This is a genomic window from Schaalia radingae, assembly GCF_900106055.1.
GTDB lineage: Bacteria > Actinomycetota > Actinomycetes > Actinomycetales > Actinomycetaceae > Pauljensenia > Pauljensenia radingae_A.
In genome coordinates this window covers 2,097,578-2,124,256 of sequence record NZ_LT629792.1, presented here as the reverse complement: position 1 = coordinate 2,124,256, position 26,679 = coordinate 2,097,578, and the positions used below count along the sequence as shown (strand labels likewise).

General features: G+C 59.7%; 25 protein-coding genes. 11 read left to right on the top strand and 14 right to left on the bottom strand.

Going from position 1 to position 26,679, the window contains the following annotated elements; all coding sequences use genetic code 11:
• Window positions 1-99: 99 nt before the first annotated feature.
• Both BLT69_RS09325 and BLT69_RS09320 read right to left on the bottom strand, forming a co-directional pair.
• Entirely contained in the window at window positions 100-1,299 is a 1,200-nt protein-coding gene (locus BLT69_RS09325; protein WP_092648886.1) for a sensor histidine kinase, read from the bottom strand.
• Window positions 1,296-1,964, bottom strand: a complete 669-nt coding sequence (locus BLT69_RS09320) for a response regulator transcription factor (RefSeq protein ID WP_092648885.1) — start codon at window positions 1,962-1,964, stop codon at window positions 1,296-1,298. The genes BLT69_RS09325 and BLT69_RS09320 overlap by 4 nt, the downstream gene beginning before the upstream one ends.
• A 248-nt stretch (window positions 1,965-2,212) precedes the next feature.
• On the opposite strand from BLT69_RS09320, the gene BLT69_RS09315 reads away from it, so the two are divergent.
• The 5 genes from BLT69_RS09315 to BLT69_RS09295 all read left to right on the top strand — a co-directional run bounded on the left by BLT69_RS09315 (window position 2,213) and on the right by BLT69_RS09295 (window position 7,447).
• Complete coding sequence (locus BLT69_RS09315; RefSeq protein WP_157886397.1) at window positions 2,213-2,779, top strand: hypothetical protein; 567 nt, start codon at window positions 2,213-2,215, stop codon at window positions 2,777-2,779.
• A gap of 5 nt (window positions 2,780-2,784) precedes the next feature.
• Window positions 2,785-3,939 (top strand): efflux RND transporter periplasmic adaptor subunit, encoded by a 1,155-nt coding sequence (locus BLT69_RS09310; protein ID WP_092648883.1) that lies wholly within the window; start codon window positions 2,785-2,787, stop codon window positions 3,937-3,939.
• Window positions 3,936-4,700 (top strand): ABC transporter ATP-binding protein, encoded by a 765-nt coding sequence (locus BLT69_RS09305; RefSeq protein WP_082628600.1) that lies wholly within the window; start codon window positions 3,936-3,938, stop codon window positions 4,698-4,700. Before BLT69_RS09310 ends, BLT69_RS09305 begins: the two co-directional genes overlap by 4 nt.
• Window positions 4,684-5,901, top strand: a complete 1,218-nt coding sequence (locus BLT69_RS09300; protein WP_092648882.1) for an ABC transporter permease — start codon at window positions 4,684-4,686, stop codon at window positions 5,899-5,901. The genes BLT69_RS09305 and BLT69_RS09300 overlap by 17 nt, the downstream gene beginning before the upstream one ends.
• A 112-nt stretch (window positions 5,902-6,013) precedes the next feature.
• On the top strand, window positions 6,014-7,447 hold the full coding sequence (locus BLT69_RS09295) for a DUF4232 domain-containing protein (RefSeq protein ID WP_157886396.1): 1,434 nt from the start codon (window positions 6,014-6,016) through the stop codon (window positions 7,445-7,447).
• A 94-nt stretch (window positions 7,448-7,541) separates the two neighbouring features.
• Here the strand turns inward: BLT69_RS09295 and BLT69_RS09290 are convergent, their stop codons facing one another.
• The 6 genes from BLT69_RS09290 to BLT69_RS09265 all read right to left on the bottom strand — a co-directional run bounded on the left by BLT69_RS09290 (window position 7,542) and on the right by BLT69_RS09265 (window position 12,659).
• Complete coding sequence (locus BLT69_RS09290; RefSeq protein WP_092648880.1) at window positions 7,542-8,150, bottom strand: response regulator transcription factor; 609 nt, start codon at window positions 8,148-8,150, stop codon at window positions 7,542-7,544.
• The gene (locus BLT69_RS09285) at window positions 8,147-9,430 is read right to left on the bottom strand and encodes a sensor histidine kinase (RefSeq protein WP_092648879.1); all 1,284 of its coding nucleotides are present in this window, start codon (window positions 9,428-9,430) and stop codon (window positions 8,147-8,149) included. Before BLT69_RS09285 ends, BLT69_RS09290 begins: the two co-directional genes overlap by 4 nt.
• Window positions 9,431-9,435: 5 nt before the next feature.
• A complete protein-coding gene (locus BLT69_RS09280) occupies window positions 9,436-10,263 on the bottom strand; it encodes an ABC transporter permease (RefSeq protein ID WP_092648878.1) in 828 nt (275 codons plus the stop codon).
• A complete protein-coding gene (locus BLT69_RS09275; protein ID WP_092648877.1) occupies window positions 10,260-11,291 on the bottom strand; it encodes an ABC transporter ATP-binding protein in 1,032 nt (343 codons plus the stop codon). The genes BLT69_RS09280 and BLT69_RS09275 overlap by 4 nt, the downstream gene beginning before the upstream one ends.
• A 162-nt stretch (window positions 11,292-11,453) precedes the next feature.
• Window positions 11,454-12,245: an SDR family oxidoreductase gene (locus BLT69_RS09270; protein WP_092648876.1), complete on the bottom strand. Its 792-nt coding sequence runs from the start codon at window positions 12,243-12,245 to the stop codon at window positions 11,454-11,456.
• Window positions 12,246-12,659 carry a hypothetical protein gene (locus BLT69_RS09265; RefSeq protein WP_058237363.1) on the bottom strand — a complete coding sequence of 138 codons (414 nt, stop codon included), beginning with the start codon at window positions 12,657-12,659 and terminating at the stop codon, window positions 12,246-12,248. It abuts the gene before it with no gap.
• 128 nt (window positions 12,660-12,787) lie between these two features.
• On the opposite strand from BLT69_RS09265, the gene BLT69_RS09260 reads away from it, so the two are divergent.
• On the top strand, window positions 12,788-13,585 hold the full coding sequence (locus tag BLT69_RS09260; protein ID WP_092648875.1) for an SDR family oxidoreductase: 798 nt from the start codon (window positions 12,788-12,790) through the stop codon (window positions 13,583-13,585).
• 8 nt (window positions 13,586-13,593) lie between these two features.
• On the opposite strand, the gene BLT69_RS09255 is transcribed toward BLT69_RS09260, so the two are convergent.
• Window positions 13,594-14,349, bottom strand: coding sequence for a trimeric intracellular cation channel family protein (locus BLT69_RS09255; protein WP_257590316.1), 756 nt, complete (start codon window positions 14,347-14,349; stop codon window positions 13,594-13,596).
• Window positions 14,350-14,659: 310 nt separating this feature from the next.
• Here BLT69_RS09255 and BLT69_RS09250 point away from each other — a divergent pair, with 310 nt between their 5' ends.
• Both BLT69_RS09250 and ald read left to right on the top strand, forming a co-directional pair.
• A complete protein-coding gene (locus tag BLT69_RS09250; protein ID WP_092649151.1) occupies window positions 14,660-16,072 on the top strand; it encodes an aldehyde dehydrogenase family protein in 1,413 nt (470 codons plus the stop codon).
• An 18-nt stretch (window positions 16,073-16,090) separates the two neighbouring features.
• A complete protein-coding gene (gene ald / locus BLT69_RS09245; protein WP_058237360.1) occupies window positions 16,091-17,209 on the top strand; it encodes an alanine dehydrogenase in 1,119 nt (372 codons plus the stop codon).
• Window positions 17,210-17,898: 689 nt separating this feature from the next.
• Here the strand turns inward: ald and BLT69_RS09240 are convergent.
• The 5 genes from BLT69_RS09240 to BLT69_RS09220 all read right to left on the bottom strand — a co-directional run bounded on the left by BLT69_RS09240 (window position 17,899) and on the right by BLT69_RS09220 (window position 22,775).
• Entirely contained in the window at window positions 17,899-18,684 is a 786-nt protein-coding gene (locus BLT69_RS09240; protein ID WP_092648873.1) for a hypothetical protein, read from the bottom strand.
• Window positions 18,685-18,695: 11 nt separating this feature from the next.
• Entirely contained in the window at window positions 18,696-19,700 is a 1,005-nt protein-coding gene (locus BLT69_RS09235; protein WP_092648872.1) for a transketolase family protein, read from the bottom strand.
• A gap of 1 nt (window position 19,701) precedes the next feature.
• Window positions 19,702-20,565: a transketolase gene (locus BLT69_RS09230; protein ID WP_058237357.1), complete on the bottom strand. Its 864-nt coding sequence runs from the start codon at window positions 20,563-20,565 to the stop codon at window positions 19,702-19,704.
• Between the two features lie 176 nt (window positions 20,566-20,741).
• On the bottom strand, window positions 20,742-22,001 hold the full coding sequence (locus BLT69_RS09225; RefSeq protein WP_092648871.1) for an aspartate aminotransferase family protein: 1,260 nt from the start codon (window positions 21,999-22,001) through the stop codon (window positions 20,742-20,744).
• A gap of 12 nt (window positions 22,002-22,013) precedes the next feature.
• Complete coding sequence (locus BLT69_RS09220) at window positions 22,014-22,775, bottom strand: hypothetical protein (RefSeq protein ID WP_154955715.1); 762 nt, start codon at window positions 22,773-22,775, stop codon at window positions 22,014-22,016.
• Between the two features lie 454 nt (window positions 22,776-23,229).
• On the opposite strand from BLT69_RS09220, the gene BLT69_RS09215 reads away from it, so the two are divergent.
• From BLT69_RS09215 to BLT69_RS09205, 3 genes are read left to right on the top strand one after another with little or no spacing between them, the layout of a single operon-like run.
• Window positions 23,230-24,261, top strand: coding sequence for an efflux RND transporter periplasmic adaptor subunit (locus BLT69_RS09215; protein WP_092648870.1), 1,032 nt, complete (start codon window positions 23,230-23,232; stop codon window positions 24,259-24,261).
• Between the two features lies 1 nt (window position 24,262).
• Entirely contained in the window at window positions 24,263-25,171 is a 909-nt protein-coding gene (locus BLT69_RS09210) for an ABC transporter ATP-binding protein (protein ID WP_092649150.1), read from the top strand.
• Window positions 25,168-26,595: an ABC transporter permease gene (locus tag BLT69_RS09205; RefSeq protein ID WP_092648869.1), complete on the top strand. Its 1,428-nt coding sequence runs from the start codon at window positions 25,168-25,170 to the stop codon at window positions 26,593-26,595. The genes BLT69_RS09210 and BLT69_RS09205 overlap by 4 nt, the downstream gene beginning before the upstream one ends.
• The last annotated feature ends 84 nt before the right edge of the window (window positions 26,596-26,679 follow it).

The following is a 26,679-nucleotide window of genomic DNA, read 5'->3' as shown; positions in this document are numbered from 1 at the left end:
CTGCGGCCTCCACGTGAGGCCGCAGGTCTTTGCTGAGCTGCCCGCCATATCTCTGGGGTGGCAATACTGACCGGGATCACTGTCTGGGGCCGGACGTCTTCACGTGGTGCTGGGCGTAGCCCGTGTCGCATCCACTGAACGGCTGGCAATGCGCACTGTTGCAGGAACGGTGAGTGTCACGCTCAGACCACCCTCGTCGAGTGCGGAAATAGTGACTGTGCCGCGGTGAGCTTGAGCGACAGCCTGCACGATTGCGAGTCCCAGGCCATGTCCGCGCGTGGTACCGGCTGTACGTCTGGATCCACGCACGAAAGGCTCACACAGTGAGCTGACGGTATCAGCATCGACGAGGGGGCCGGTGTTGGTCACGTTCAGCACTGCGCAGGAAGCACTGGCATAAGGCGAATGGTGTACCTGCAGGGTGACGTTCACAGATCCATCCGCCAGGTTGTAGGTGACGGCGTTGCGCAGCAGGTTCGAGACCGCCTGGCGCAGCAGCACCTGATCTCCAGTAACTGCAGCGGGAGTGATGCTCATATGGATGGCTATACCATGGTCTTTCGCCGGAGATTCAACTTCATGGATGGCGTGGCGAACAATTTCGGCTAGATCCACCTCTTCGCGCGCCAGCATCCCGCCTTGAGCTGCCGACAGATCCAGCAGCGCATCCACAGTCTGAGCGTTGGCGTGATTGGTTTCGCGTACCCGTCGCAGAAGGTCCCGCAGTTCCTGAGTGGTCGCATCCGGATCAGACAGCGTCACATCAATCATTGTCTGAGTCGTGGCAAGAGGAGTACGCAGCTCATGCGACGCATTGGCTGCGAACTGCTGTTGAGAACGGAGCGACTGATCGACCGAATCAAGCATCGCGTCGAACATAACGCCCAGCTCGCGCACCTCATCATCCGGTCCCTTCAGGTTCAGGCGGTAACTGTAATCGCCTGATGTTGCCAGAGCAGCGGCTTTCTTCATGTCAACCAGCGGCGCCATCACGCGTCCCGCCACGATCCACCCGACTAGGCCGGAAAGAAGCGTCAGAATCGTCAGAACCAGAAGCGACGTGACCAGCATGGTGTTGAGCATGGAGCGGGCCACTGGGATCACCAGGTCAAAACTGGCGCTTTGCCCGTCAGGCGCGGGAGGAGCGAACGTGGTGTTCAGTCGCATCGGCACCAGGCGCATATAGGCGTACACCAGGCCAATCATCACCAGGCCCACACCGCCCACCAGTCCCGCATAGGACAAGGTCAGGCGCATTCTCAGGGTCAGGCGGCGTTCCCCGCGCGGTGTCCTCGTCATCTGTCTGCCTCCCCAAAGCGATATCCTGCGCCCGGCACGGTTTGGATAACCCAGGGGGAGCCGAGCCGCTGACGCAGATGTGAAATAGTGACGCGAATCGAATTGGTGAAGGGATCAGCGTTCGCGTCCCATGCGCGCTCCAGCAGCGTTTCCTGGCTGAGGACCCCGCCGTCAGCCTCCATCAGCAATTCCAGAACCGCGAACTCCTTGGGGCTCAGACGGACGAAGCGTCCATCGCGGTAGACTTCGCGACGGAACGGGTCCAGACGCACTCTGCACGATTCAAGGACAGGTTCTCGTGCCGGTTGAGAGCGGCGGCCGAGAGCTCGCAGTCTGGCAACCAGCTCCGGGAACTCAAACGGTTTGACCAGATAGTCGTCAGCTCCCAGTTCGAACCCCGTGACGCGTGCGTTGAGCGTGCGGGCGGCAGTGAGCATCAGGATGCGCACCTCAGGGTAGTGGTGCGCGAGAATCCTGCACACCTCGTCACCATGAGTTCCCGGCAAATCACGATCCAGAACTATCGCGTCGTAGGAAGAACAACGCACCATCTCCAGCGCGTCATCGCCATCGAAAGTCACGTCAACAACCATTGCTTCGCGCCTCAGCCCCTGGGCGATTGCCTGTGCGAGATATTCTTCATCCTCGGCGATGAGGACCTTCATAGTGGTGTACCTTTCATTCATTCCTCTTGACGAGGGCGACTCAGTTGAGCCCCTTCCGCTGGCGACATCTTAACGATGTCAGTGTTAGCAAAACATAAACAAAAACCGCAACGCTACGGCAACGCATGATGCGTTTAAATCTCTTCAGACGCGTGGAGTACTGATCCGGGTACCTCGCGCAAACTGCAGGACCAAATACGTGGAGGAAATTGACGATGCAACTGCGCATACATGGTAGGGCTTCGAACGTGACGGCAGAGAGTTCAGTTGGAGGCGTGCTGAAAGCTTTCAGGGCGCGCGCGGTGACTGGAGCTGCGCTGATGAGCCTGGTCACGCTTGCAGGCTGTTCGAGCAATATGCCGGTCGGAAGCGACGCAGCCGGATCGGACAGCAACGCTGCGGGCAAGGGCGCTGGCGCATCAGAGTCAGAGACCAAAGCTGTGGAAGAATACAATCTCAAATTCGCTGCCTGTATGCGCGAAGCCGGTGTGAATGTGCCCGACGACCTTCAAAATTACGGCCCGGGCGAAGATTTTGGTGTCGATGCGAACGCGTGGAACACCGCCGTGCAGGGCTGCTGGGAAAAAGTCGGTGACAGCCCAACGGCAGGTGCGGACAGTGAAATGACTGACCAAGAATTCGATCGGCTTGTGCGTGTCGCTCAATGCCTGCGCCAGGACGGCTATCACGTGGAAGATCCAGTGCGAGGCCAGGGAATCCGACTCAACGACGTGCCGCCAGCAGCCATTTCTCAATGCTTCGACAAGGCTGATGCGGCCAATGCCTCCAACACCGGGACGGAGAACACCAAGTGAAAGCTATGACGAAGCGGCGCACGCTTGTCGTCCTCGGCATAGCGGCAATCCTGATTGTGACGCTGGTGGTGGCAAGTGCCATCTGGCTCAGGCACGGCGGGCAGGCCAATGCCGCACAATCGGGTCAGAGCGGTGCAACGGGGCAGGCAGGCTCTGCAATTGCCACCGAACCCGTTGTGCGCGAGGATCTGCATGGCAGTGTGAATGTTGCCGGCACGTTACATTACGCTGATTCGCACCAGCTTCGTGCCGGATTCGACGGAATCGTGACACAGCTGCCTGAACCGGGCACTCAAATCAGCGCCGGTGCACAGCTGTACCAGGTAGGTGACGACCCGGCCTACCTCATGCGCGGTGCCACCCCTGCGTGGCGTGACTTTGAAGACGGTATGAGTAACGGGCAGGACGTTCAGCAGCTCGAACAGTCCCTCAAGGATCTGGGCTATTTTGCCGATGAGCCAGATGAGCGCTTCGATGCGCAGACGATCAGTGCGATCAGGAACTGGCAGGACGCAGTCGGACTGACACGTAGTGGTCGCCTGCAGCTGGGACGAATCATTTTTGCGCCAGCTGACCTGCGCGTCGGAACACTGTCTACCCGTGTGGGAGATCGAGTCACGCTGGACACCAGCCTTTTCAGCGTGTCCTCCATGCAACAGGTCGTGGATGCGAACGTCTCGCTCGCACAGCAGGACCTGGCTGAAAAGGGCCGCGAGGTGACGATTCAGCTTCCCGACGGGTCAACAACGCCGGGCACCATCAGCTCAGTTGGCACCCCGGTTGAGCGTGGCGCTGGAAACGGTCAGGACAGCCAGGCCGACGGGCAGGGCTCACAGGCAAACCAGGCAGGCCCGGCTGCGGGAAACAAGGAACGCATCCTTCCCATCACCGTGACCCCCTCCGACCCGGAAGCCACATCAACGCTCCAGGAAGCATCCGTGACAGTTGCGCTACCGTCCCAAACCCGCGAAAACGTGCTGACCGTTCCAGTCAACGCCCTGCTTGCCCTGACACCGACACAGTTCGGCGTGGAAATCGCACGCGAGGACGGCTCATTTTCACAGATACCTGTTGAAACGGGACTGTTTTCAGCCGGACGCGTGGAAGTATCCGGAGACGACCTTGCCGAAGGTCAGCACGTGGTGGTGCCATCACGATGACCGACGCATTGGTGCAACTGGATGACGTGACTCGTTCGTTCGGCTCCCCGCCCGTCCAAGCATGTGCGGGTGTGAGCATGACGATTAATCGCGGCGAATTCACGGCCATTGTCGGACCGAGCGGATCAGGTAAAACAACGTTGCTTAACATGATCGGCACACTGGATACTCCCACGTCGGGACGGGTCCTCATTGATGGAATCAACGTCAGTGAACTTGATGATGCAGGTGTGTCAGCGGTACGCGCCCGCATGATCGGATTCGTCTTTCAACAGTTCCATCTCTCACCGGGAGTGAGCGCACTGGACAATGTGGCTGACGGATTACTGTACCTGGGCGTAGCGCGCTCGCAGCGCCGTGAGCGAGCACGAGCAGCGCTGGAACGCGTCGGACTGGGGCATCGTCTGGAGCACAGACCCCACCAGATGTCAGGTGGAGAACGCCAGCGTGTGGCGATTGCACGAGCCGTTGTCGCTGAACCGCCGCTGCTGCTGGCAGACGAGCCGACAGGCAATCTGGATTCACGCTCGGGTGAATCAATCGTCCAGCTTCTCCACGACTTGAATGAGGCGGGCACAACCATCGTTGTCATTACACACGACAACGACCTGGCTGCGCGCCTGCCGCGCAGAATCGCCATCCGTGACGGACGGATCGTGGCTGACTCGGCCGACGGTGCGGCGGGCGGCGCGACAGGCGGTTCGACTGAATGCCCGGCGGGCGGCGTGGCTGGAAGGGAGCACCATGACTCACACATCTGATCACACTCGTTCAGCGCCGGCCGCGTCAACGCTTCTGGCATCAGATGCGGTGCGGCTCGGCACAGTGGGGCTGCGCTCACGCCCGATGCGTGCCTTCCTGTCAGCACTGGGCATCGCGATCGGGATCGCAGCAATGGTGGCGGTGATCGGAATTTCCACCTCCAGCAGAGCTCAACTGACTCGACAGTTGGACGCCCTCGGCACAAATCTGCTGACAGTCACTGCCGGAAGCGACATGACGGGAGCCGCTGCCACACTGCCACCAGACGCTGCAGCGAAAGTGGCGCTCCTGCCGGGTGTTACCGATGCAACCAGCACAGCTGCCCTGACCGACATCAAGGTCTATCGCAGCTCGCTGATTCCTGCAGAAGAAACAGGTGGGATCGCGACCGTCTCCACTGATCTGACACTGCTGGACGTGGTGGCAGGCGAAGTGGCGCATGGAACGTGGCTCAACGAAGCGCTCGCGCAGTATCCGACAACCGTTTTGGGGGCGAGTGCAGCCCAGCGCCTCGGCATTGTCACTCCCGGAACACAGATCTGGATGGGCAACCAGCTCGTCACGGTGGCCGGTATCCTCAAACCGGTACCACTGGCACCGGAACTGGACTCCGCGGCGCTGATCAGTCGCACAGTGGCGCAACGACTGTACGGCCATGATGACCATCCCACCACAGTGTACGAGCGCAGCGCCGATGACCAGGTCGCCCGGATCCGTGACCTCCTGGCACCGACCATTTCACCGCAGGCATCAGGTGGTATCAAAGTGTCGCGACCTTCAGAAGCGCTCAGTGCGAAAGCCGCTGCCGATCATGCATTCACGACGCTGCTGGCCGGCGTCGGATCAATTGCTCTGCTGGTCGGCGGTATCGGCGTTGCCAACACGATGATCATTTCAGTCCTCGAGCGCCGCCAGGAAATCGGCTTGCGTCGGGCCATGGGAGCAACGCGCGCTCACATCCGTATCCAGTTCCTGTCTGAAGCACTGCTGCTGGCCGGTATCGGCGGAGCACTCGGCTGCATCATCGGCACATTGATCACTGCTGTCGTGGCCACTGTCAGTGGATGGCTGTTCGTCATGCCGCTGTACGTGGTGGCCGCAGGTCTGGCCGTGACCGTGGTGATTGGCGCTGTCGCCGGCCTGTACCCGGCAGTGCGCGCCGCACGCACACCCCCCACAGCCGCCCTGAACTCGCAATAGATCCAGAACTGAGGCTGCAGTCCTGCCCGCGTGGCATGTCCTGCCGGATGTGCCTGTCATCTCTTACAGGCACATCCGGTTGGCTGTGCCGCCTGTGTGGCACACTGACACTGTGAAGAGCACACGGCGGCGGCGCGTACCAACAGGGGCCTGCCCCATCAGGCGCAGACGCAACCTGCTGGGCACCGCAGCGCTCCTCGGCCTCGCACTGAGCGCACTGATCGTCATCACAGGACAGGACATCCGCATGCCCGGTCCCGAACTCCAGTTCGACTGCAATGACTTCCCCGGGCAGTGCCGTGACTACCCCTTCCCCTACGGCTACCTCATCGCGATGCTGCTGCTCATCATTGCCGTTATCGGGCTGTGGGTCGCGCTGGCGCGCCAACTGACAGGCAGCTGGTCGGGGATGCCGCGTTCTGGCGGCTCTGCTGAGCTGTTGGATCAGTCGCGCAGGAGCCCCACGCGTTCACGGACAACCAGCCAATGGGTCTCCCTCATCGTTGATGTGGCACTATGCGTCGTTGCGCCGCCGATCCTGGCAGTCGGTGGCCTGGCTCTGGCCTTCGGTGGATACGCCGCGGCACTTGGATTTGCGGGCGTGGCCGGCGTGCTGCTCGCGTTGGTGTTCGCCCTCACGGCCAGTATTCAGACTCGCACAACCCGACCAGCCTGGATTGCAGGCGGAGCCGTCGCGCTCACAGCGATCATCGCAGTCTTCATCTCCGGAATCGCGCTGCTTTTCACTGGGCCGGGCCTGTTCGCGGTTCCTGTTATCGGGATTGTCGCCATGCTGCTGGCTCGCGCCGCCGCCTACGAGAGCATTCGCGAAAACTCTGCCGTCGAGTATGAAGGCGGTGCTCCATCCTCGGCAATCATCATCGACGAGGGTGACCCGACCACTGCTGCGTGGCGTCCTATCGCCCGATGCGCGGCGGTGGTGTGCACGGTGGCGGGGATTGTCAGTGTGAGCGCCCTGATGATTCTGCCTGCACCGGCTGACCGGTCGACCCCGATTGATCAGACTCCACCTGCTTCGTCTTCGGTGCCGCCGGAAGAAGCTGAGTCTGGAGCTGCGGTGGCCTCTGAATCTGGGGCGGTCGCTGAGTCTGGAGGTGAAGCGACGCCGGCGGTGGAGCCGCTGTGCAGCCCGGACTCTCTTACTGCCGAGCTCGGACCGGTGCAGGGAGCGCTGGGTGCTCGAGGCGCGATACTGACAGTGATTAACAATGGCGACACCGCGTGCTCTGTGAGCGGTGTGCCCGACCTGCAGATCACGATGAGTGGAGCAGACCTAGCGGTGAGCACTGTTGCCTCGCCCCGCGCCTCGGCGGCCGAATTTGACCGGGGAGTGGATATTCCTGCAGGTGCAAGCGCCGCGATGCAACTATCTTGGCGCGGAGCGGGGACGGAGGAATCTGACACGGTTGATATGACACTGGGCATCGCAGGCGGCGAAGTGCCGGTCGACGTAGCACAGGGCCAGGATGGCGGCAGTCTGGATATGGAGACCGGAACCCAGATCACCTGCGAGCCCTGGCGATAGGAAACGCTCATCGTGCCGATCAGCAGCGGTCAGCACGACGCCTGAACCAGAGGCAGGGCCCCGCGGGCCCCTACGCAAGCCCCGCGGGCAGTCCCTACAGCCACCCGTTGTCGCGGGCGCGGCGCGCGGCATCCATGCGGGATGAGCCACCGGTTTTCGCCATGGCACTGGTGACATGGTTACGGACGGTGCCTTGAGACAGACCGACTTCACGCGCCACATCAGCAGTGGTGCCGCCGCCCTCGGCCGCACGCAGCACATCGATCTCACGCGGGGTGAGCGGATTGATCCCCAGGCCCAGTGTGCGCGCGGCAAGCTCCTGATCAACAACCTGCTTACCGTCGTTGACCGCGCGGATCGACGCGGCCAGAGCCTCCGCCGGCTGGTCCTTCAACACGAAGCCGGCCGCCCCCAGCGACAGGGCACGCGCCACCCACCCCGGACGGTCAAACGTTGTCAGCATCAGCACGCGTGTATGAGGGCTCACCTCGCGCACGCGCGGCAGCGCCTGCAAACCATCGATACCGGGCATCTCCACATCCAGCAGCATCACGTCAATCTCTGCGCCCATGGTCTCGGCAAGGTCAACCGCTTCGCTGCCGTTCGAAGCCTGAGCGACCACCTCAATGTCAGGCTCCAAACCGATCAGCGCGGCGATACCGGCGCGGACAACTCCCTGATCATCGACAACTGCGACCCTCATGAGAGTGCTCCTTCACTGACGGGACGAACAGTGTCGCCCACCATTGACAGGGCAGGAGGATCCGCCCCATCGACCGGATCTACCGTGAACGTCACGTGCCATCCGCCCCCGTCAGCAGGCCCCCAGGTCACGGTGCCCACACCTTCGGCACGTTTTTCCAGCGACTCCAAACCGGTGGACATGCGCTGTCCCGCGTGAGCGCTCTGCTGACTGTCCGCAATGGTTTTCTGGCCGGCAGCGGCCCGGCTTCGACCCGCGGCAGCCGGCCTGCTGCCCCGACCGTTGTCATGCACGCTCACGCGAACCGGACTGAGCTCCACCCATACCCGGTCAGCACCGGAATGGTGGACGACATTCGCCATCGATTCACGGACCAGGTGAGCGGCAACCTGACTGGTTTTGCCCTCAGGTGGATGCCCCTCATCGCTCAGCGTCAGCACGATGCCCGCAGCGTCCGCCAGGTGCGCGGCCTGCGCCAGCTCCTGATCCAGATCCGCTTCACGCGTGGCGGCAACAACCTGTCTCATCTGCGCCAGGGCGTCATGTGATAATTCCTGGAGCTGTTCAAGGTAGGGGACGCCCTCGTCCATCTTGCCCAACTGGGCGAACCGGGCGACGACCTGCGCGTTGACGTTGATGGCGGTCAGGGTCTGCCCGAGGACGTCATGCAGATCCGCGCTGATGCGGCTGCGTTCTTCTGACTGGGAGGTCTGGACGCGCTCGGCCTGACGGATCCTGTCTTCTCGGTCATTGTCGATGGCGCGACGAGCCATGAACGTCATGAAAATCGTGCACAGCAGGATCGCCAGCCCAAAGGACGCCTCATTGATGTTGGCCAGACGCAGAATCACCAAAAGCACTGCGAGCAGGACTGAGCCGATCAGCAGCGCGCACGCCCACCGCGTGTACAGGTGGCGCGGAAGCTGCAGCACAATCACCGCGCTGATGTACGGCAGAAAAAAGAACACCGACACCGCATCCGAAAACGGCATCATACCTGCGAGCAGGACGCTCATGACGACGATCGTCGCCACCACCCACGGGTCCGTTGACCGTGAAACGGGGGCAGAGTCGGAACGGATCCACGTGGAAACGTACACCAGGATGAACACGGTGAGCCAGGCGAACATGGGCACAGCCTGCTCCGGGCTGCTGCGCACTCCCAGGATGATGCCGATGATCATGAAGATCAGGTACGGCAGTGCCCACGGCAACGAGCTGAGGCGCTCGCGCAGCGAACTTGAAGCCGCCGGTGAGTGCCACAGCCAGCTCCAGCTCATCGCTGTCAGTTCCTTTCAGTACGGCTCGAGCGGGTAAACGTCCAGACAGCTGCGGCCAACATTGCGAGCGACCAGACCGCGATATTGATGACCCAGCTCCATTCGAACGCGGTATCCCAGCCAAGCTGCGGTGCCCGAACAAGATTGATGATCCCATACATTGGTGTGTACTTCGCGACTTTCTGGACCAATGAGCCCATCTGCTCCAGCGGCATGAACATGCCGGACAGGAATGCACTGACCAGCACCGTCATTGAGACGATGAAGTTCGCGGCGTTCTCACCGACAAGCTGGCCAACCGCGAATCCGAATGCCGCCAGGGGAAAACTGCACACGACAATCAACGCGAACGTCACAACCCAGGTAATTCCTGACATTTCAGCGCCGGTGAGTGCCCCTACACCATAGGTCACCAGTGCAGCCAGAGCGCCGACCAGGATTGCCGCACAGATCTGAGCCCACAGGTATGTTGACAGGCTCATTGGAGTCAGTGCCAGTGTGCGCCACCATCCGGTTCGACGTTGCAGCGCGGTGTTGCATGTTGCGCTTGCAGCCGATATGAGCGCTCCGTAGCATGTCAGACCGGCCAGAATGGCTGCCTGAATGTTCGCGTGCCCCACGCTGGTATCTGAGTATTCCTTGCCAACTGCGAACAGGAAATACATCAGAATGGGGATGCCGATGGAACCGCCGATGAACCACGGGTTGCGCAGCGTGTTATCACGCAACGCCATCATGAACTGTGCACCCAGTCCTTTGAGCGGCGGGGGAACAGGTCGGTCTGTCAGGTCTTGTTTCGTCAGGGTATGTGTCGTTGCGGCGTGCGTGTTCATGAATCTGACTCCTCCGTGTTCGCGCCGGTCAGGCGGGTGAACATTTCATCCAGGCTGGTTCGTTTCATTTGGAAATCCTTGATGCCTGCGGTGTTCAGTACCGCAAGAGCAGCCGGTTCAAGCTTTTCTCCGTCGATCGCGATTTGCCCGTCGTCGAATTCGTAGGTCCACTTGTCGGCCCCGGGCAGCGCAGTGATCTCATTGACGAGGGCGTCCCTATGCTCTTCTGAGACGGTTGCGCGAATATGGGCACGCTCCGTGTTCAGCAGAGTTCGGGAGCTTTCATCTGTGACAACGTGACCGCGATTCATGATGATGATGCGGTGAGCAACTGCTTCAACTTCTGACAGATAGTGAGTTGCGAACACGACGGTCAAGCCGCCTGTTGTCAGTTTCTCCATCGTCTGCCAGAACTGCATCCGTGAATCCACGTCCATTCCGGCGGTCGGCTCATCCATGATGAGAAGGCGCGGACGTGAAAGCAGGGCGATCGCCAGGCGTACGCGCTGCTGTTCGCCACCTGAACACTTGCCGATTTTGCGCGTTGCCAGGTCGGTGATTCCGGCCAGCTCCAGCACCTCATCCACAGGTGCGGGATCGACGTATGCGCTGGCCAGTGTTGACACTGTTTCACGAACGGACGGTTCGGGCGGCAGTCCGCCAGTTTGCTGAATGACTCCGATCAGGCCGCGCTTGATTGCGTCATGAGGAGCCATGCCGAAAAGCCTGGCTGTGCCCGAATCCTGATGGCCCAGACCCAGAGCGATGTCAATGAGTGTGGTCTTGCCCGCGCCGTTGCGTCCCAGCAGTGCGACGAGTTCACCTTGTTCAACGCACAGGGTGACACCGTCGACTGCGTGGACTTGACCGAACGAGCGGTGAATGTCGACGAGGTCGATTGCTGGTGGAGCGGATTGTGGTGCGCGTGTAGGCGCCGCCGATGATGCCTGCGATGACGTCTGTGCTGTGTGAGCGTTTTCGGATCGCACTGTGGAGCCACGTGTGGTGGCAATCTCATCTGTGTTCATGTCTTCACAGTACAAATGATTACCCGCATGTGGATAGAGTGATTGTCACGATCTATCTATCACAAATGTCATGGGGTGGGTGCGGACACTCTCGTGCCCTGTTTTCGCCACCGTGCTTCCTGGTGGTGTGCACACTTGTGCCTGGCAGCGGTGAGCGTGGCGCTACTTCCAGCGTGAGAACCCGCCTTCAGTGTTGATCACCTGACCCGTGACCCACTGAGACTCATCACTGAGGAGCCATACAACCAGCCGTGCCGGATCATCAGGGGTGGCCATCCGGCCACCGGGGAACTGCTCGAGCACATGCTGGCGCACCTCGTCCGTCATGTAGCCGGTGTCAACAGGGCCGGGATTGACAGTGTTGACGCGGATGTTCCTGGCCGCAAGCTCATCTGACAGTGTCAGCGTGATGCCTGCGATTGCTGCTTTTGAGGCGGCGTAGGCGATTTCGCTGCGCATCGGCCCCATCGCCTGCCCGGATGTCATGAACACGATCGACCCCTGGTCGCCGGCAACGGCCGCAAAGGCCTGCGCCAGCAGGATTGACGTGCGCGCATTGACACGCCAGTGGGCATCAAGATCGTCCGCTGTGATGTCACTGAGCGCGCCGTCATTGCCAGACAGCGCCTGGTTGCACACAACAGCATCAACGCGGCCATATTCGCTGCGCGCTGTATCGATCAGTGCCGCGGGGGCTCCCTCGTCAGTTAAATCACCACCGACGTCGATCATGCGGGCGCCGGACCGAAGGTGGGATCGGATGCCGGCGCACACGGCTGCAATATCATCGCTGCCCCACGGCTGCTTGTCGTCATGGGTGCTGAAGTGGTGGCATACCAAGTCAGCGCCCCATTCGGCGGCGCGCCGGGCAATAGCGTATCCGATCCCTGCCCGCCGGCTCACTCCCGTGATGACGATGACTCGGCCGGCCAGCGGGAACTGATCACGAGGCATCTACTGCGCTTTCTTGTCTTTCTTCATGGTGATCAGAGCCAAACCGATCGCCAGCATGAAGACATCCTTTGAGAGCATCATGCCTTCTTGCGAGGGGCGGATTCCGTCTGCTTCGGTCATCGCAGGGTTGCGGAAGTACATGGTGAGCATGCCCGAGGCGAATGCTGTCAGCGCCAATCCGGCGAGTTTGCGAGGAATAAACGGTGTCAGAAGCGATGCGCCAATTCCGATTTCCGATGCGCAGATGAACTTGCCGAATACCTCCGGGTCAAGTTCACCGAGCTGGGGAATGCCTGTGGCGGCCATTTCCTGCAGTCCGGCAGCGGCCTCGGCATCCAGATGCAGTTTGCCGATACCTGAGTTCAGAATGTAAGCGCCGGTGATGGTGCGCATGATGCCGGATGCAAGTTTCACGGGGGCCTCCTCGCTTGAAAGGATCGTCTTGTTGGTGCTCGATCATTGCCAAGTCGACACAGGAGTGTCGTGCGTCCAGTGTATCGAAGGGGGTGAACAGGCATTGCCCGAATCGATAAGCTGACCCCATGACGATTACGCACGAGCTTTCGACAGATCGACCCATTGCCCTGATCACCGGCGCAACGCGCGGTATAGGTGCAGCCATTGCCCAGGAACTGTCCCGCACACACACCATCATCGTTGGTGGCAGTTCGGACGAATCGGTGGCGGCCGCCTGCGACAGGTTCATCGCAGCACGCCAGGCAGCTGCCACTGGCAGTAAAACGGACACCTCCAGCCGAGACGCAGCAGCCACGGTCCGTCCATTTGTCGCAGACCTCAGTGATTTCGAACAGATGCACCAAGCCGTCGAAGACCTGCACCTGGAGCGCCTCGACATACTGGTGCACAGTGCCGGAACAATGGCGCCTTCAAGTACAATCGCCGAAACCATGCCTGACGAGTGGCTCCGAGTCCTGCGCCTGAACGTGGTTGCCGTGGCCGAGCTGACACGCCTGCTGCTGCCGGCTTTGCGCGCTGCCGGTGGCCAGGTCGTTGCGATTAACTCCGGAGCCGGTTATCGCGTGGGCGCTGACAACGCGGTGTACTCAGCCTCCAAGTTCGCCCTGCGTGCCTTCACTGACGCGTTGCGTGAGCAGGAGCGCGGCACGATTCGCGTCACTTCCGTGCATCCGGGTCGTGTTGACACAGATATGCAGGTGGACATTCAGCAGCGCGCCGGCCGCTCCTACCGCCCCAGCGATCACCTGCGCCCGCAGTCAGTTGCCGCCGCGGTGCGCATGGCAGTGGACGCGAGTGAGGAAGCAATGGTGGAGAACCTCGAAATTCGCCCGGTCGTGCCGCGCAGCAAACTGGGTAAGTAGGCGGTCCACTAGTCACCCTCGTCGATGGTGGGGGCGGTGGAATCTGGTTGCACAGGCTTCGAGTTCTTCCTGATGAATTGACGAGGGCGCCTTGGCCTCCACTGCTTGAGGCGGTGGATGAATAGGCGGGGACGCACCGACTGACTGCGCTCGTAGTGCTGTTCCTGATAGTCGAAGACAGGCAGGTGCCAGCTGAAGCGAATCGCGAGAATGCGGAAGACGAAGGTGACGATCAGCGTGATGGTCACAGCCCAGTCATCGTGCACGCCCAGTTCGGAAAGTGTGACGTACGTGCAGGTGGCGAGGAATGACACCGTGGCGTACAGCTCTTTCAGGAACACCAGGGGGATGCGGTCGCACAGGAGGTCTCGCAGCACACCGCCCATCACGCCGGTAATCACTGAGGCGACGCAGGCGAGGATGAACGCCTGGGCGGGGCCTTGCTGGATGCCGACGTCCCAGCCGATGCGTGTGCCGAAAATGGAGAATACCGCCAGGCCAAGTGCGTCGAGACCAAGGAACAGCTTGCGGAAATGCTTCATCAATGAGGGAATCAGGACCGAAATCACCGCGGCGCACACGACAATGACCACGTAGTGGGGGTTCTTCACCCAGGTGAGGGGGTAGTGTCCCAGCAAAACGTCGCGAATGGAGCCACCGCCAATGGCGGTCACTGCGGCCACCATCATCACGCCGAACAGGTCCATGCGCTCGCGGGCCGCTGACAGGGCGCCTGTCATGGCCTCGGCCGTGATTCCAATCATAAAGAGCACCGTCAGCCACATGCAATGTACTCTAACAACCCTGCCTGTGAGTGCGAGGCAACGCCTGCTGGATACTTGCGCTCCTCACCTGCTTTATTCCTCCGTGCATATCTTGAAGACATAGTTTTTCCTTCTTGGAAACTGGTCGGAGCTATAACCCAGAAAGGGAGTAGGGACGCTGATGGAGCGGAACCGGAAAAACCTTGAGGAAATTCTCTGGAAGACCCAGCGCCGTGCGTTCCTCGCTAGTAGCATGTGAGTAGTCGCTCACTGATGAGTGTCATTCAATGATGAGTATCAGAGGATGGATATGGCACGCACAAAACAAGAGGAAATTCACGAGGCAGTCACGCGCGCACGGGAGTTCTTCTTCACTGGGAAAACCCGTGACCTCAGCTACCGCAAACGCACGCTGGCCGCATTTGAAAAATCAGTACGCGCCCACGAACGTGACATTCTGGATGCGCTGCACGCTGACCTGAACAAGTCGGACACCGAAAGCTTCATGACGGAAATTTCGCTGGTCCTGGATGAAATCAAGTTCATGCGCCGGCACCTGTCATGCATGGCAGCGCCGCACTACAAGATTCCCGCGCTTTCGCAGATGCCCGGCGTGCTGTCCGTGACGTATGAACCATTTGGCGTGGCACTGGTGATGAGTCCGTGGAACTACCCCTTCCAGCTGACAATGTGTCCCCTCGCCGCGGCGATCGCAGCGGGCAATACCGTGGTCATCAAACCGTCCGCCTACTCGCCGGCCACATCCCGCCTCATCCGACAGATGTGCGAGGAGATTTTCGAGGACGGCTACGTGAGCGTCATCGAAGGTGGGCGCAAGGAGAACTCGGCACTGCTGGATGAAAAATTCGACTTTATTTTCTTCACCGGCTCCCCGAACGTCGGCAAAGTGGTGATGCGCGCTGCGGCGGAGCACCTCACGCCCGTCGTCCTGGAGCTGGGCGGCAAGTCCCCGTGCTTTGTCGACAAGACCGCTGACATCGAAAAGACAGCGAAGCGAATCCTGTTCGGCAAGCTGACCAACGGCGGGCAGACCTGTGTGGGCGTCGATTTCGTGTATGTTCACCGCGACGTCAAGGACCAACTGATCGAGGCGCTGAGGCGGGGGATCGACAGCGCATTGCCGACCGAGGAGTATCGTCGCAACTCCTTCGCCAAGGTGATTCACCCCAAGCATTTCAAGCGTCTGTCCGGATTGCTGGAAGGGCAGCGCCTGATCACGTCGAAGTCGCGCGACGCCAAGCCGGCCGATGTGACGCTGGAGGATACGCAGCAGATCATCCCGGTGTTGGTCGACGACCCCGAATGGGACAGCCCCGTCATGCAGGAAGAAATCTTCGGTCCCATCTTGCCGATCAAGGAGTTCACGGATATTGAGGACGTGCTGACGGACTACCAGGATCGCGACAAGCCTTTGGCGCTGTATATCTTCACCAGGAAGAAGCGCTTTGCTCAGCGCGTTGTCGAGGCGATATCCAGCGGCGGCGTGTGCATCAATGACACGTTGCTGCACATGTCCTCATCGAAAGCGCCCTTTGGCGGAGTCGGGAACTCCGGCATGGGCAACTACCACGGGGCCTCGGGCTTCAGAACCCTGAGCCACGAGCGAACGGTGCTGCATAAGAGCTGGTGCTTCGACATTCCGGTGCGGCACCACCCCTATGATTCCAAGTCCTTCTCATTCCTCAAAAAGATACTGGGTTAACACACAAGGGAGGTTTCAATGCGCGTAGGAATTCCAACCGAAGCGAAGAACAACGAATTCCGAGTTTCAATGACCCCGAGTGGCGTCTCTGCACTTGTGCACGGCGGCCACGAAGTCCTGGTTCAGGCAGGCGCGGGTGTCGGATCTGCAATTTCCGATGAGGATTATGCCGCGGTGGGCGCCACCATCGTTGACGGTGCCGACGAGGTGTGGGCACAGTCCGACATGATCGTGAAAGTCAAAGAACCGATCGAATCTGAGTACGGTCATATCCGTGAAGGCCAGATCGTTTTCACCTACCTACACCTGGCTGCGGACAAGCCCGGCACGGATGCGCTGCTGGGAGCTAAAGCGGTTGGCATTGCGTACGAGACGGTGCGTTTGCCTGACGGCCGTTTGCCGCTGCTGATTCCGATGTCAGAGATCGCTGGGCGGTTGGCGCCCCAGGTCGGCTCGTATTTCCTTCAGAAGCCGCATGGGGGCAAAGGCGTCCTGATGGGCGGAGTGACCGGCGTGGAAGATGCACACGTACTGGTCATCGGTGGCGGCACCGCCGGAATCAACGCCGCTGCGGGCGCAGTGGGACTGGGCGCGGATGTCACGGTTGTCGACAACAATATCGACAAGCTGCGCCAGATCACGAACCACTGGGAAGGGCGCGTGTGCACGCGTTATTCCACGCCGCTGGAAATTTCGCGCCTGATCAAGAAGTCCGACGTGGTGGTCGGCTCGGTTCTGATCCCAGGTTCGAAAGCTCCCAAGCTAGTGACCAATGAGATGGTTGCATCAATGCAGCCGGGATCTGTTCTGGTTGATATCGCCATTGACCAGGGTGGCTGTTTCGAGGATTCACACCCCACCACTCATGAGGAGCCCACCTTCAGGGTGCACGACACCACGTTCTACTGTGTGACGAACATGCCGGGCACTGTCCCGGTGTCTTCGACGCAGGCACTGACCAACGCCACCTTGCCCTATATCCATGCGATTGCGGACAAGGGATGGAAGAAGGCTCTGGCCGATGATGTGGCGCTGCGTCAGGGTCTGAACACCTTCGACGGGAAGATCACCTTCCCCGGCGTTGCCGAGGCATTCGACATGGAATGTGCCAGTGCGGAGGAGATCGTCGGAGCGTAAAGAGGATTCCACCTCAACGGTTCCAGCCAGGCGGGTGCGCGGGCTTAGAATTGTCCGCACACCCGCCCCTTTCTATGTATGAGTGTGGACGAACACGTAATAGATCATGCCGGGTCGGCTCGCACGAAGGCCTCGCCTAAGCGACTGTGCCTGCACGAGCACCTAGATTTTCGAGGCCCGCGTACGCGCCCCCATGAATCTCAACGCACTGCGCGAACGACCGCCAACATCTCAAGGCACCGCGCGCACATGCCCCTAGATTTAAGAGGCCCACGTGCACAATCCCCTAGATCTAAGCGCCCTGCGTGCACATACCCCTAGAAAAGAACGGAGTTCTCATGAGACGATTTGCAAACCTGCAGGTCAGAGAGGGTGAGTGTGATCGCGGGCGTCGGGGAGCGCGGTTAATCTAGGGGAATGTGCACTACGAGGGCTTAAATCTAGGGGAATGTGCACTACGAGGGCTTAAATCTAAGGCTTCGTGCATAAAACGGCTTCGATCTGGAGCCTCGTGCGCGTCACATGAACAGATAAGCGGTCTCAACGCAGTGGTGCCGGCGTTCGGAATGATCCGAACACCGGCACCTCGTGCAACTCAGGCGTTAGGAGCAGCCCGGCCGGGCTACAGCTTATTGACGGGCCCGTCTCGACTGGACAGAGCAGCTGCTCAGCCGAGCCTGAGCGTGCGGCTACTTTTGGGCGTACTGCCCGACCAGCATCATGAAATCACCGATCTGAGCACCGAACTCCGGCGCACCTTCCATGATCAGACGCTTCTGTGCAGTCAACGCCAACATGTCCGCTGTCTGCAACAACACGCCGAGCGCCGCATCCAGGTCGGTGAAGCGCATCGTGAAGAAGGGCTGCGACCGCTTGTATGCGCCGCGCGCAGAACGGGTCTTGCCCGCCTTGACACGGATGTAGCCAGCCAGGTCATCGCGGCCATCTACCACCAGGGCGTAGACACGGTCAGGTGACATCTTCGCCCATTTCACCACCTCCGGGTGTCCAGCCTTATTGAGCTGGCTGATACCCGACGGCAGCAGGTAGAACATGAGCTTGACCATCAGTGCCTTGGTTTCCTCATCAGCCGGCGGCTCCGAAGCGCTGAGCAGTTTCTGCATCTTGAGCAACCCCATGACTACGGGAACAACCCAGTTCAGGTGATGCACGTGACGGAACTGCGGTAACTTCATCGACGTGCCTTTGAAGAAGGCGTTGAAGTGATCGATATCGTTGAACGCCAACTCCACAGTCGGTTCGTCTTCACTGGGTCCAAGCTTCACCGAGATGTCACCCTCGTCGAAAACGAGGTGAGTGGCCCACTTGTCGCCCTCGTGCGGGAAGGAAAACTGGACGATACCGGTCTTTTTGGCGAACATCTTGTGCAGCGAGGTCTCCTCGATGATGACTTTCAGCAAGGGGATCGCACTGTTCAGGAAGATCTTCGCAGTGTAAATAGCTTCTTTATCCATGGAGTGTCGCCCTAAATCTCATCCGCCCAGTCGTCGTCTTCTTCGAAGTCCATCTTGAGCAGTTCATGGACCGCCGTGACGACGCCGGCAGTGTCGATACCGTGGTAGGCCATCAGGTCTTCCTGCAGGCCAATGGGGGAGAACTGGTCTGGAATTCCCAGACGCTTGAACGCGCAGCCCATACCGGCAGATGCGATGACTTCTGAGACCGCGCCGCCCAGACCGCCGATGATCGAGTGATCTTCCACGGTGATGATGCGTCGAGTGTCGTGAATGGCTTTGCGTACCGCTTCCTCGTCCAGCGGCTTGATCGTGTGCATGTCCAACACGCGCACCTTCACGCCGTCAGCGGCCAGTTCGCGGGCTGCTTGAACCGCAGAGAAGACTGTGCAGCCACACGCAATGATCGTCGCGTCGGAGCCGTCGGCAAGCTGAACAGCCTTGCCGATCTCGTAGCCGTAGTCTGCCTCGCGGTACACGATCTGGTCGAATCCGCGGTTGATGCGGATGTAGACCGGGCCTTCCATCTCGTAAGCAGCCTTGACTGCGTTCGCAGTCTCCATACCGTCAGCAGGTACCAGCACGGTCAGGTTCGCCAGCGACCGCATGATCGCGATGTCCTCAATCGAGTGGTGCGTGGAACCGGCCTGTCCGAACGAGGTGCCCGCGTGGGAGCCAATCATCTTGACGTTGAGGTTCTGATAGCAGATATCGGTGTGCACCTGGTCAAGGGCGCGGCACGAGTTGAAGATCGCGAACGAGGACGTGAACGGAATCAGTCCGCAGCTCGCCATGCCGGCCGCCACGCCGTACATGTTCTGCTCAGCGATGCCCAGGTTGTAGAAGCGATCCGGGAATGATTCCATGAACGTGCCGATCTTGGTGGATTTGGCCAGATCAGCGGTCAGAACAACAATCCTGGGATCGTCTTCGCCAAGTTTGGACAGCATCGCGCCGTAAACTTCAGCGGTTGACAGTTTCGTGGTGTCAATACTGGTGTAAACAAGGCCTGCCATCTTACTTCTCCTCCAACTTGGCTAGACGTTCGGCGTGATACTTGTCGAGGCTGGCGAACGCCTGATCGCGCAGCTCGTCGTTGATTGCGCCGTAGTGCCACTTGTAGTCACCGGCAGCGAAATCAACACCCTGGCCTTTCACCGTGTTCAGCACGATGCAGGTGGGCTTGTCTGTTGTGTTCTTCGCCGTTTCGAGGGCGTCGATGATGGCTGCGTGATCGTGACCATCAATGCTTAATGTGTTGAAACCGAAGGCTGTCCACTTGTCGGCAAAGGGCTCGAGCTTCATGACGTCCTCAGTTGGGCCGTCAATCATGGCCTTGTTGCGGTCCACCATCACGACAACGTTGTGCGCGTTGTAGTTGGCGATTGCCATTGCGGCTTCCCAGATGGACCCCTCGTTGCATTCGCCGTCACCGAGCATGCAGTAGGTCATGAAATCTTTCTTGAGCTGCGTTGCCGCCAAACCCATGCCCAGCGCGATCGACAGGCCGTGGCCGAGCGATCCGGTGGAAGCATCCAGGCCGTTGACCTTGTTGCAGTCCAGGTGGATGCCGAGTTTTGATCCTGTCAGGTTGAAGGTCTTCAGCTCGTCGTGGTCAACGAATCCCAGGTCGGCCAGAACCGTGACGAATCCGATTCCTGCATGCCCCTTCGACATGACGAAACGGTCACGATCCTCCCACTTGGCATTCTTCGGATCAATGTTCATCACGTGGTAATACAACACTGTGACTGCATCGATCATGGAGAGTGCGCCGCCGAGGTGGCCGGAGTGCGCGTGGTAAACGGTATCGACGATATCGTGACGCAGGAAATTTGCTTTATCCTCGAGTCGCTTGAGCTCGTCTAGTGATACGGGCATCGTAGCTCCTTTACTACTTTTCTCATCTGTGCTGTCAGTCTGCACGCCTGCCTCAGACGTGCAGGTAAACGGGTGAAGATCAGGTGTTTCTGAAGACAGGCCGCCGGTGCGGACAGGCGGGCGGGTGCTGGCTGCATGGCCAGGCGGGCCGCGTCCGTCCGCGCCGATGGGCTTGCCTACAGGATCAACTCATCTTCCTGGGTATGCAGTTCTTTGAATGCTTCTCTTGCAACGTCCCACGTGAACTCAATGTCCTCATCGGTCAGTGAGCAGTTGATGAAGTGGTTGTGGTGGTTGGTGAAGAAGACTCCGCGTTTGACGCAGTTGCCGACGAACGCCTGGTGCAGCATCGACGATGGGTCATTATCCAGGCGCATGAACCACATGGACGGCTCACCGGTCACGACCAGTTTGTAGCCTTCTTCCTCAGCGACCTTTTTCAAGCCGTCGGTCAACTTGCGACCTTTATCTTTCATGACCGTGGCACCGTCGATTTCCTTCATGATTGTCAGGCATTCGATCGCGGCAGCCATCGGTGCTGCCGACAACCAGTAGCTGCCTGTGTAGAACACGGAGGAAGCTGCGGCTTTGAGCTCGTCAGATCCGCACAGTGCGGAAATGTTGAACCCATTGGCCAGAGCCTTGCAGAAGCAAATCAGATCGGCCTTGAAACCGTAGTGGTAGTCGCTGCCTCGTTCGTCCAGGCGGAAACCGCATCGCACGTCGTCGATGATCAACACGATGCCGTGCTTGTCGCACAGCTCGCGAACTTTCTGCCAGTATCCCGGTGCCGGAAGCTCATTGTCCACGAACGTGGGGTGATAGTACGGCGTGGAAATGATGCCGGCGATCTGGTTCGGATACTTCGCGATTGCCTTTTCGAGGGCGTCGATATCGTTGAACGGCAGGTCGATGACGTTGGCGAGGTCAGCGTCGGTGATGCCAGCGTACCCAACGTACTGCATCCACTGCGCCACGCCGTGGTAGCCACCGAAGAAGCGGATGATCTTGTCACGCCCGGTTGCGGCGCGCGCGGTCAGGACCGCCATATTCGTCACGTCGCCACCGTTCTTGGCGAAGAACGCCCAGTCGGCGCTGGCGACCTCATCGACCAGCAGTTCAGCAAGTTCGATCATGCGGGTGGTCGGAAGCGTTGTGCAGTTGCCCTGCTCAAGCTGCTTGATGAAGGCTTCGTTGACTTTTGGATGGTTGTAGCCCAGTACGTTGGGGCCGTACGCACACATGTAGTCAATGAAGCGGTTCCCGTCCACGTCCCAGATGTAGGAATCCTGGGCATGATCAGCGTAGAACGGGTAACTCTCGATCGGAATGAAGCAACCTTCGGAAGGACCGAGGTGTCCGTAGATGCCGGCGGGAATCACCTTTGTGGCGCGGTCGAACAGCTCGTGGCTCTTGGGGTATTCATATGTGTTCATCGGGTGCTCCTCCTACGCCAGATATGTCTGGACTTGGCCCAGCAGCTTGTTGAGATTGTCGATCATGGCGATTCGCCCTCGAATCTTCAGGCGACTCTTCCCCAGGCACGCAAATGAGTCGAGCTCACCGCTCAAAATGCCCTGAGCTGTCTCAATCGAATCGAACGACATCAGTGCGCTGATGGGGCGGATCCGGCCCTGGCTCAAGCTCAGCGCGCCACCCTCGGCATGGATCGTCAGTTCGGGGCCGTCCTCAACGTGGACCAGAATGTTGCCATCGGGGATGCGCCCCGCGTTCTTCTTACCGTGATCGTCGTATCGGGCGATCGGGCCGAGCGCTGAGAAGGCGACGTTGGCCGTCAGGATCGTTGAAATTCGTGAGAATTCCGGGTCCTTGAGAGCTTCGGGTGTGGGGCGCAGGAACTCCGTGAGCCGATCGGTGATCTGCATGAACTCGTCCGTCAGGAACTTGATATGAGTGAAGCCCTTGATCGGGATCGGGTTCGCTTTCCCGTCAATCATGCTGTTGAAGTGCTTGGATGATGCAAACACCAGTGAAATCGTCGGCTTTGTTTTTGGCTCGGTCGTTGCGGTGCAGGATCCGTGGTCGAAGATCAAAGTCAGTGGTTGAATACCGGGGATGTGGAAATCGACACTCGTATCAGAGTTCGCCACGATGGAGCGTGCGCGCGAGTCGAGCTCGCACAGCTGCTCAATATTTCGCAAGACAGCGTGAAGATAAACCGCCGCCTTCACTTTCTGCTGATTAGTCATAGTCACCTCATCGTTGAAATCACTCAGGCCCATTCCTGACGACTTCCTAGCACAGGAGGTCTTGTATCCAGTTGTCGCATGTTCGAGGGCGTCTCCGGCAAGCCCCCACCGTGGAATGAGTGGGAACTCAATGCCGCTTCGTTTCAGATTACACTGCCGGGCGCCCTCGGCACGGCAAGTTGAAAATAAAAAGTTGACGAATTTTCCGCGACGGGTGCGCGCGGGTGCAGGTGGGTACGAGGTCGCCGGGCGCGACCGCTCACGGACGCTGTGTGTGACCGTGGCGTCACCTCATCCCTGAGCCGTCCCTGAAAAAACCCTGATTTTGGGCGGGGGGTCGCAGAATGTTCGAGGGTGATCCTCCGCGCGTTCTACACTCAGTTTCGTCATGATGCGCACCAACGCCACGGGGATCTTGAGCCGAGGCTGACGTGCCAAGTCTCAAGGAGGATATATGGCAGGCCGGTCCAAAGGCGCGTTGGTGCTTTCAATCATCAAAGTCCTGGCGTGGGTGGTAATCGCCGTCGCATTCGTGAAGTTCGCATTCTTCCCCTCGGCCAACAAGCCCGAGGGTGACGCGCTGGATCCTGGCGCGCAATACGGACAGATGACAGTTCTGCCCGAAAAGGGCACGATCACGAACACGCTGTCGCTGGAAGGCACGATCGAACCGGTCGCTGCCACGCCGGTGAAAGCCACCATGATGGGCGAAGTGACTGAGGTGTACGTGCAAGATGGCCAAAACGTTGCCAAAGGCGATCCGATTCTGCTGATTCAACGCGAAGAAACGGGTGAAGACCAGCAGGGCGTCGATGAAGAAGGCAATCCGACCGTCATCCCGGGTGAAAAGTATTGGAAGAGCGAAGTGGTCTATGCGCCGGCAGACGGTGCGCTCGCCTTGAATGCGCTGGTTGAACAGCAGTTCAACGTGGGGGATCCGATCGGCTCCATTCAGCCGCCTACCTTTGTTGCCAGCGCGAGTCTCACACCCGACCAGATGTACCGGATGCAGCAAACACCTGAAAAGGCGACGATCACGATCAAGAACGGTCCGGCACCGTTCGAATGCACGGGGCTTCGTATCGATACGCCCAAGGCATCGGGACAGGATTCCGGGTCTGTCCCCAAGATGGATGGCAATTCAGGTTCAACTCAGTCAGGCATTCGCGCCACGTGCACCATTCCCGGTGACCAGAAGGTGTTTGCCGGCCTGCAGGTGACGATGGATGTGGTTGCCGGTGAAGCAGCTGACGTGATGACGCTGCCCGCAACCGCAGTTGAGGGACGCTTCCAGAACGGCTACGTCTACATGCCGACAGATGATCCGGCGAACCCGACGAAGGTGGAAGTCAAGCTGGGAATCACTGACGGCAAACGCGTGCAGATCGTCGAGGGCCTGACCGAGGATCAGGAAGTTCTCGAATTCATCCCAGGCCAGCAGCAGGAACAGGACATGTGTGACCCGATGACAGGTGAAGGGTGCTGACGTGGCACTGCTCGACATTCATGACGTCACACGGACAGTCACGCTGCCCGATGGGGATGATCTCCACATCCTCAGGGGTGTCAATCTGACTGTGGAGCCTGGCGACCACGTCTCCATCGTGGGGCGATCAGGAACCGGCAAATCCACGCTGCTCAACATTATTGGACTGTTGGACAAGCCGACCAGTGGGACCTACAGCATCGACGGTGTTGATACATCGGGCCTGGGCGAGGGGAAACGATCAGCACTTCGAGGATCGTCCTTCGGCTTTGTCTTTCAGCAGTTCAACATTTTCAATGCTCGAACAGCGCTGCAGAACGTGGAAGTCCCGTTGCTGTATGCGGCAGGCCGTCAGTTCTGGAACCGTCGCAACCTGGCGGCTGACATGCTCGAGCGGGTTGGCCTGGGCGACCGCCTTGACTCCTATCCCACGCAGATGTCGGGCGGTGAGCAGCAACGTATCGCCATTGCGCGCGCTTTGGTGCGCACGCCGCGCGTCATTCTGGCCGACGAGCCGACGGGCGCACTGGACCCGCATACCGGCCGCATCATTATGGAACTGCTCGAAGACGTGGCTGCGGAAAACAATGCCGCCCTGATCGTCATTACGCACGACATGAATGTGGCGGCGCGAGCGAGCCGCGCGTATTCCCTCTACGACGGCATTTTGCACAATGTTGACGATTTGTCTGAGCACACCGTTGCCGCCGTTTCAGACGGGGTGCCCGTCATGTCGCAGGATGCTGAGCGCAGTCAAATACCCCAGTCGCCATCGGACATGCCAATGAGCAACGAGGGTGAGGCTTCGGCCGCGCCTGAACTGTGCGACGAAGAAACAGACACAGCCACCATTGAGGAAGTGACCGTCACGGAGGACGGGGAACCCCGTGGAAATGAGGTGACGCCATGAGGATCCTGAGCCAGATTGTGGGCGCACTCGTCGAAGCGTGGGGTGAGGTGCGCGTGCAGAAAGCGCGCGTGATCCTCTCCCTGGTGGGTGTCGTGGCAGCTGTTGCCGCCATGTCAACGGTAATTGCGTTGGGTGACATCGTCGGACAGGCGGACAAGGAAATGAATGAAGCGTTCGACGGCCGGGATATTACGCTGCGGCTCATGCCGCAAAAAACCGGAGACGGCGGTGGCGACACTGCGGGCGCGCCACCTGGTGGCGGCATGGTCGTGGGAAGCGGTGGCGCCGTGGTGTATGCCGAAGACGCGGTACCGGATTCAACTGAGCCGGAAGACCAGGACCAGATGGGCTGGTCCGCTCAGGCGACCGGTATCGTGGCCGACCCGGTGTCTACCGCCATGAAAACGCTGGCGGACCGCTTCTCAATTCCGTACTGGTCACGACTGGAAGATTCCTCCATTCAGATCGAAGAAGTCGATCGAGCCCAGCAAACCGGGTCGTTCCGCGGGGTTCCGGTTGTGGAGCCTAAATACGGATTTGGAGGATTGGCACTGCAGGCGGTGGATCCGAATTATCAGGTGCTGTTCCGCCTGAAGCCGGTGCAGGGACGCTGGCTGCAGGACAGTGACATCAACCAGCGGGTCAGCCCTGTTGTTATCAACAGTATTTTGTGGGAATACCTGGGCAAGCCCAACATTGCTGACCCGATTGTGCTGAACGTGACCGGCAAGCAGACACAGCAGCTGCGTGTAGTCGGAGTGGTCAGGGCGAAATCCGCCTGGGATCAGCCCATCATCTACATGCACTACGACGCCTGGCAGCTGACCAAACCACAGGACACGGCCGACCCGACAATGGCAGGAGGCATCGGAGGTTTTCCGACGATGCTGGTGTGGAGCGGTGAAGACCAGGTCGACCAGGCACGCACCGAGCTGCCCGCGGCTCTGAGTGCGATTCTGGGTCAGGGCTGGCGCGTGGATGTGAGTGGCGGCGAACAGTTCGAAAGTGTGCAGGACCAGACTCAGACGCTGCGCCTGATAGTCATGATCATCGGCGCGATCGTCATCTCCCTGGGCGCATTGGGCTTGCTGAACGTGGCGATCGTGACGGTGCGTCAACGTATCCGGGAAATCGGCATCCGACGCGCAATGGGTGCCTCGGCCGGCAGAGTCTTCTTCGCCGTGTTCATGGAATCAGTGGTCGCGACCTTTGTTGCAGGCATAATCGGGGTAGGCATTGCGATCGTGATCCTGCAGTTCATTCCGCTTGAGTCAATGGACATCATATTGCAGGACCGACCGGCGTTCCCCACTTCCGCGGCCGCCGCCGGCGTCGGGATCGCATCTGCAGTTGGCGCTCTGTGCGGCATTATTCCGGCAGTGGCAGCCATCCGGGTGCGCCCGATCGACGCGATTCGCTACTAATTAGCTACCAAGGGACTGGCTCGTGCGCAGGCCGTCCTGACCAGAAGAGAGGCCATTGCGCGCCCTCTAATGGGCGGTCCGCAC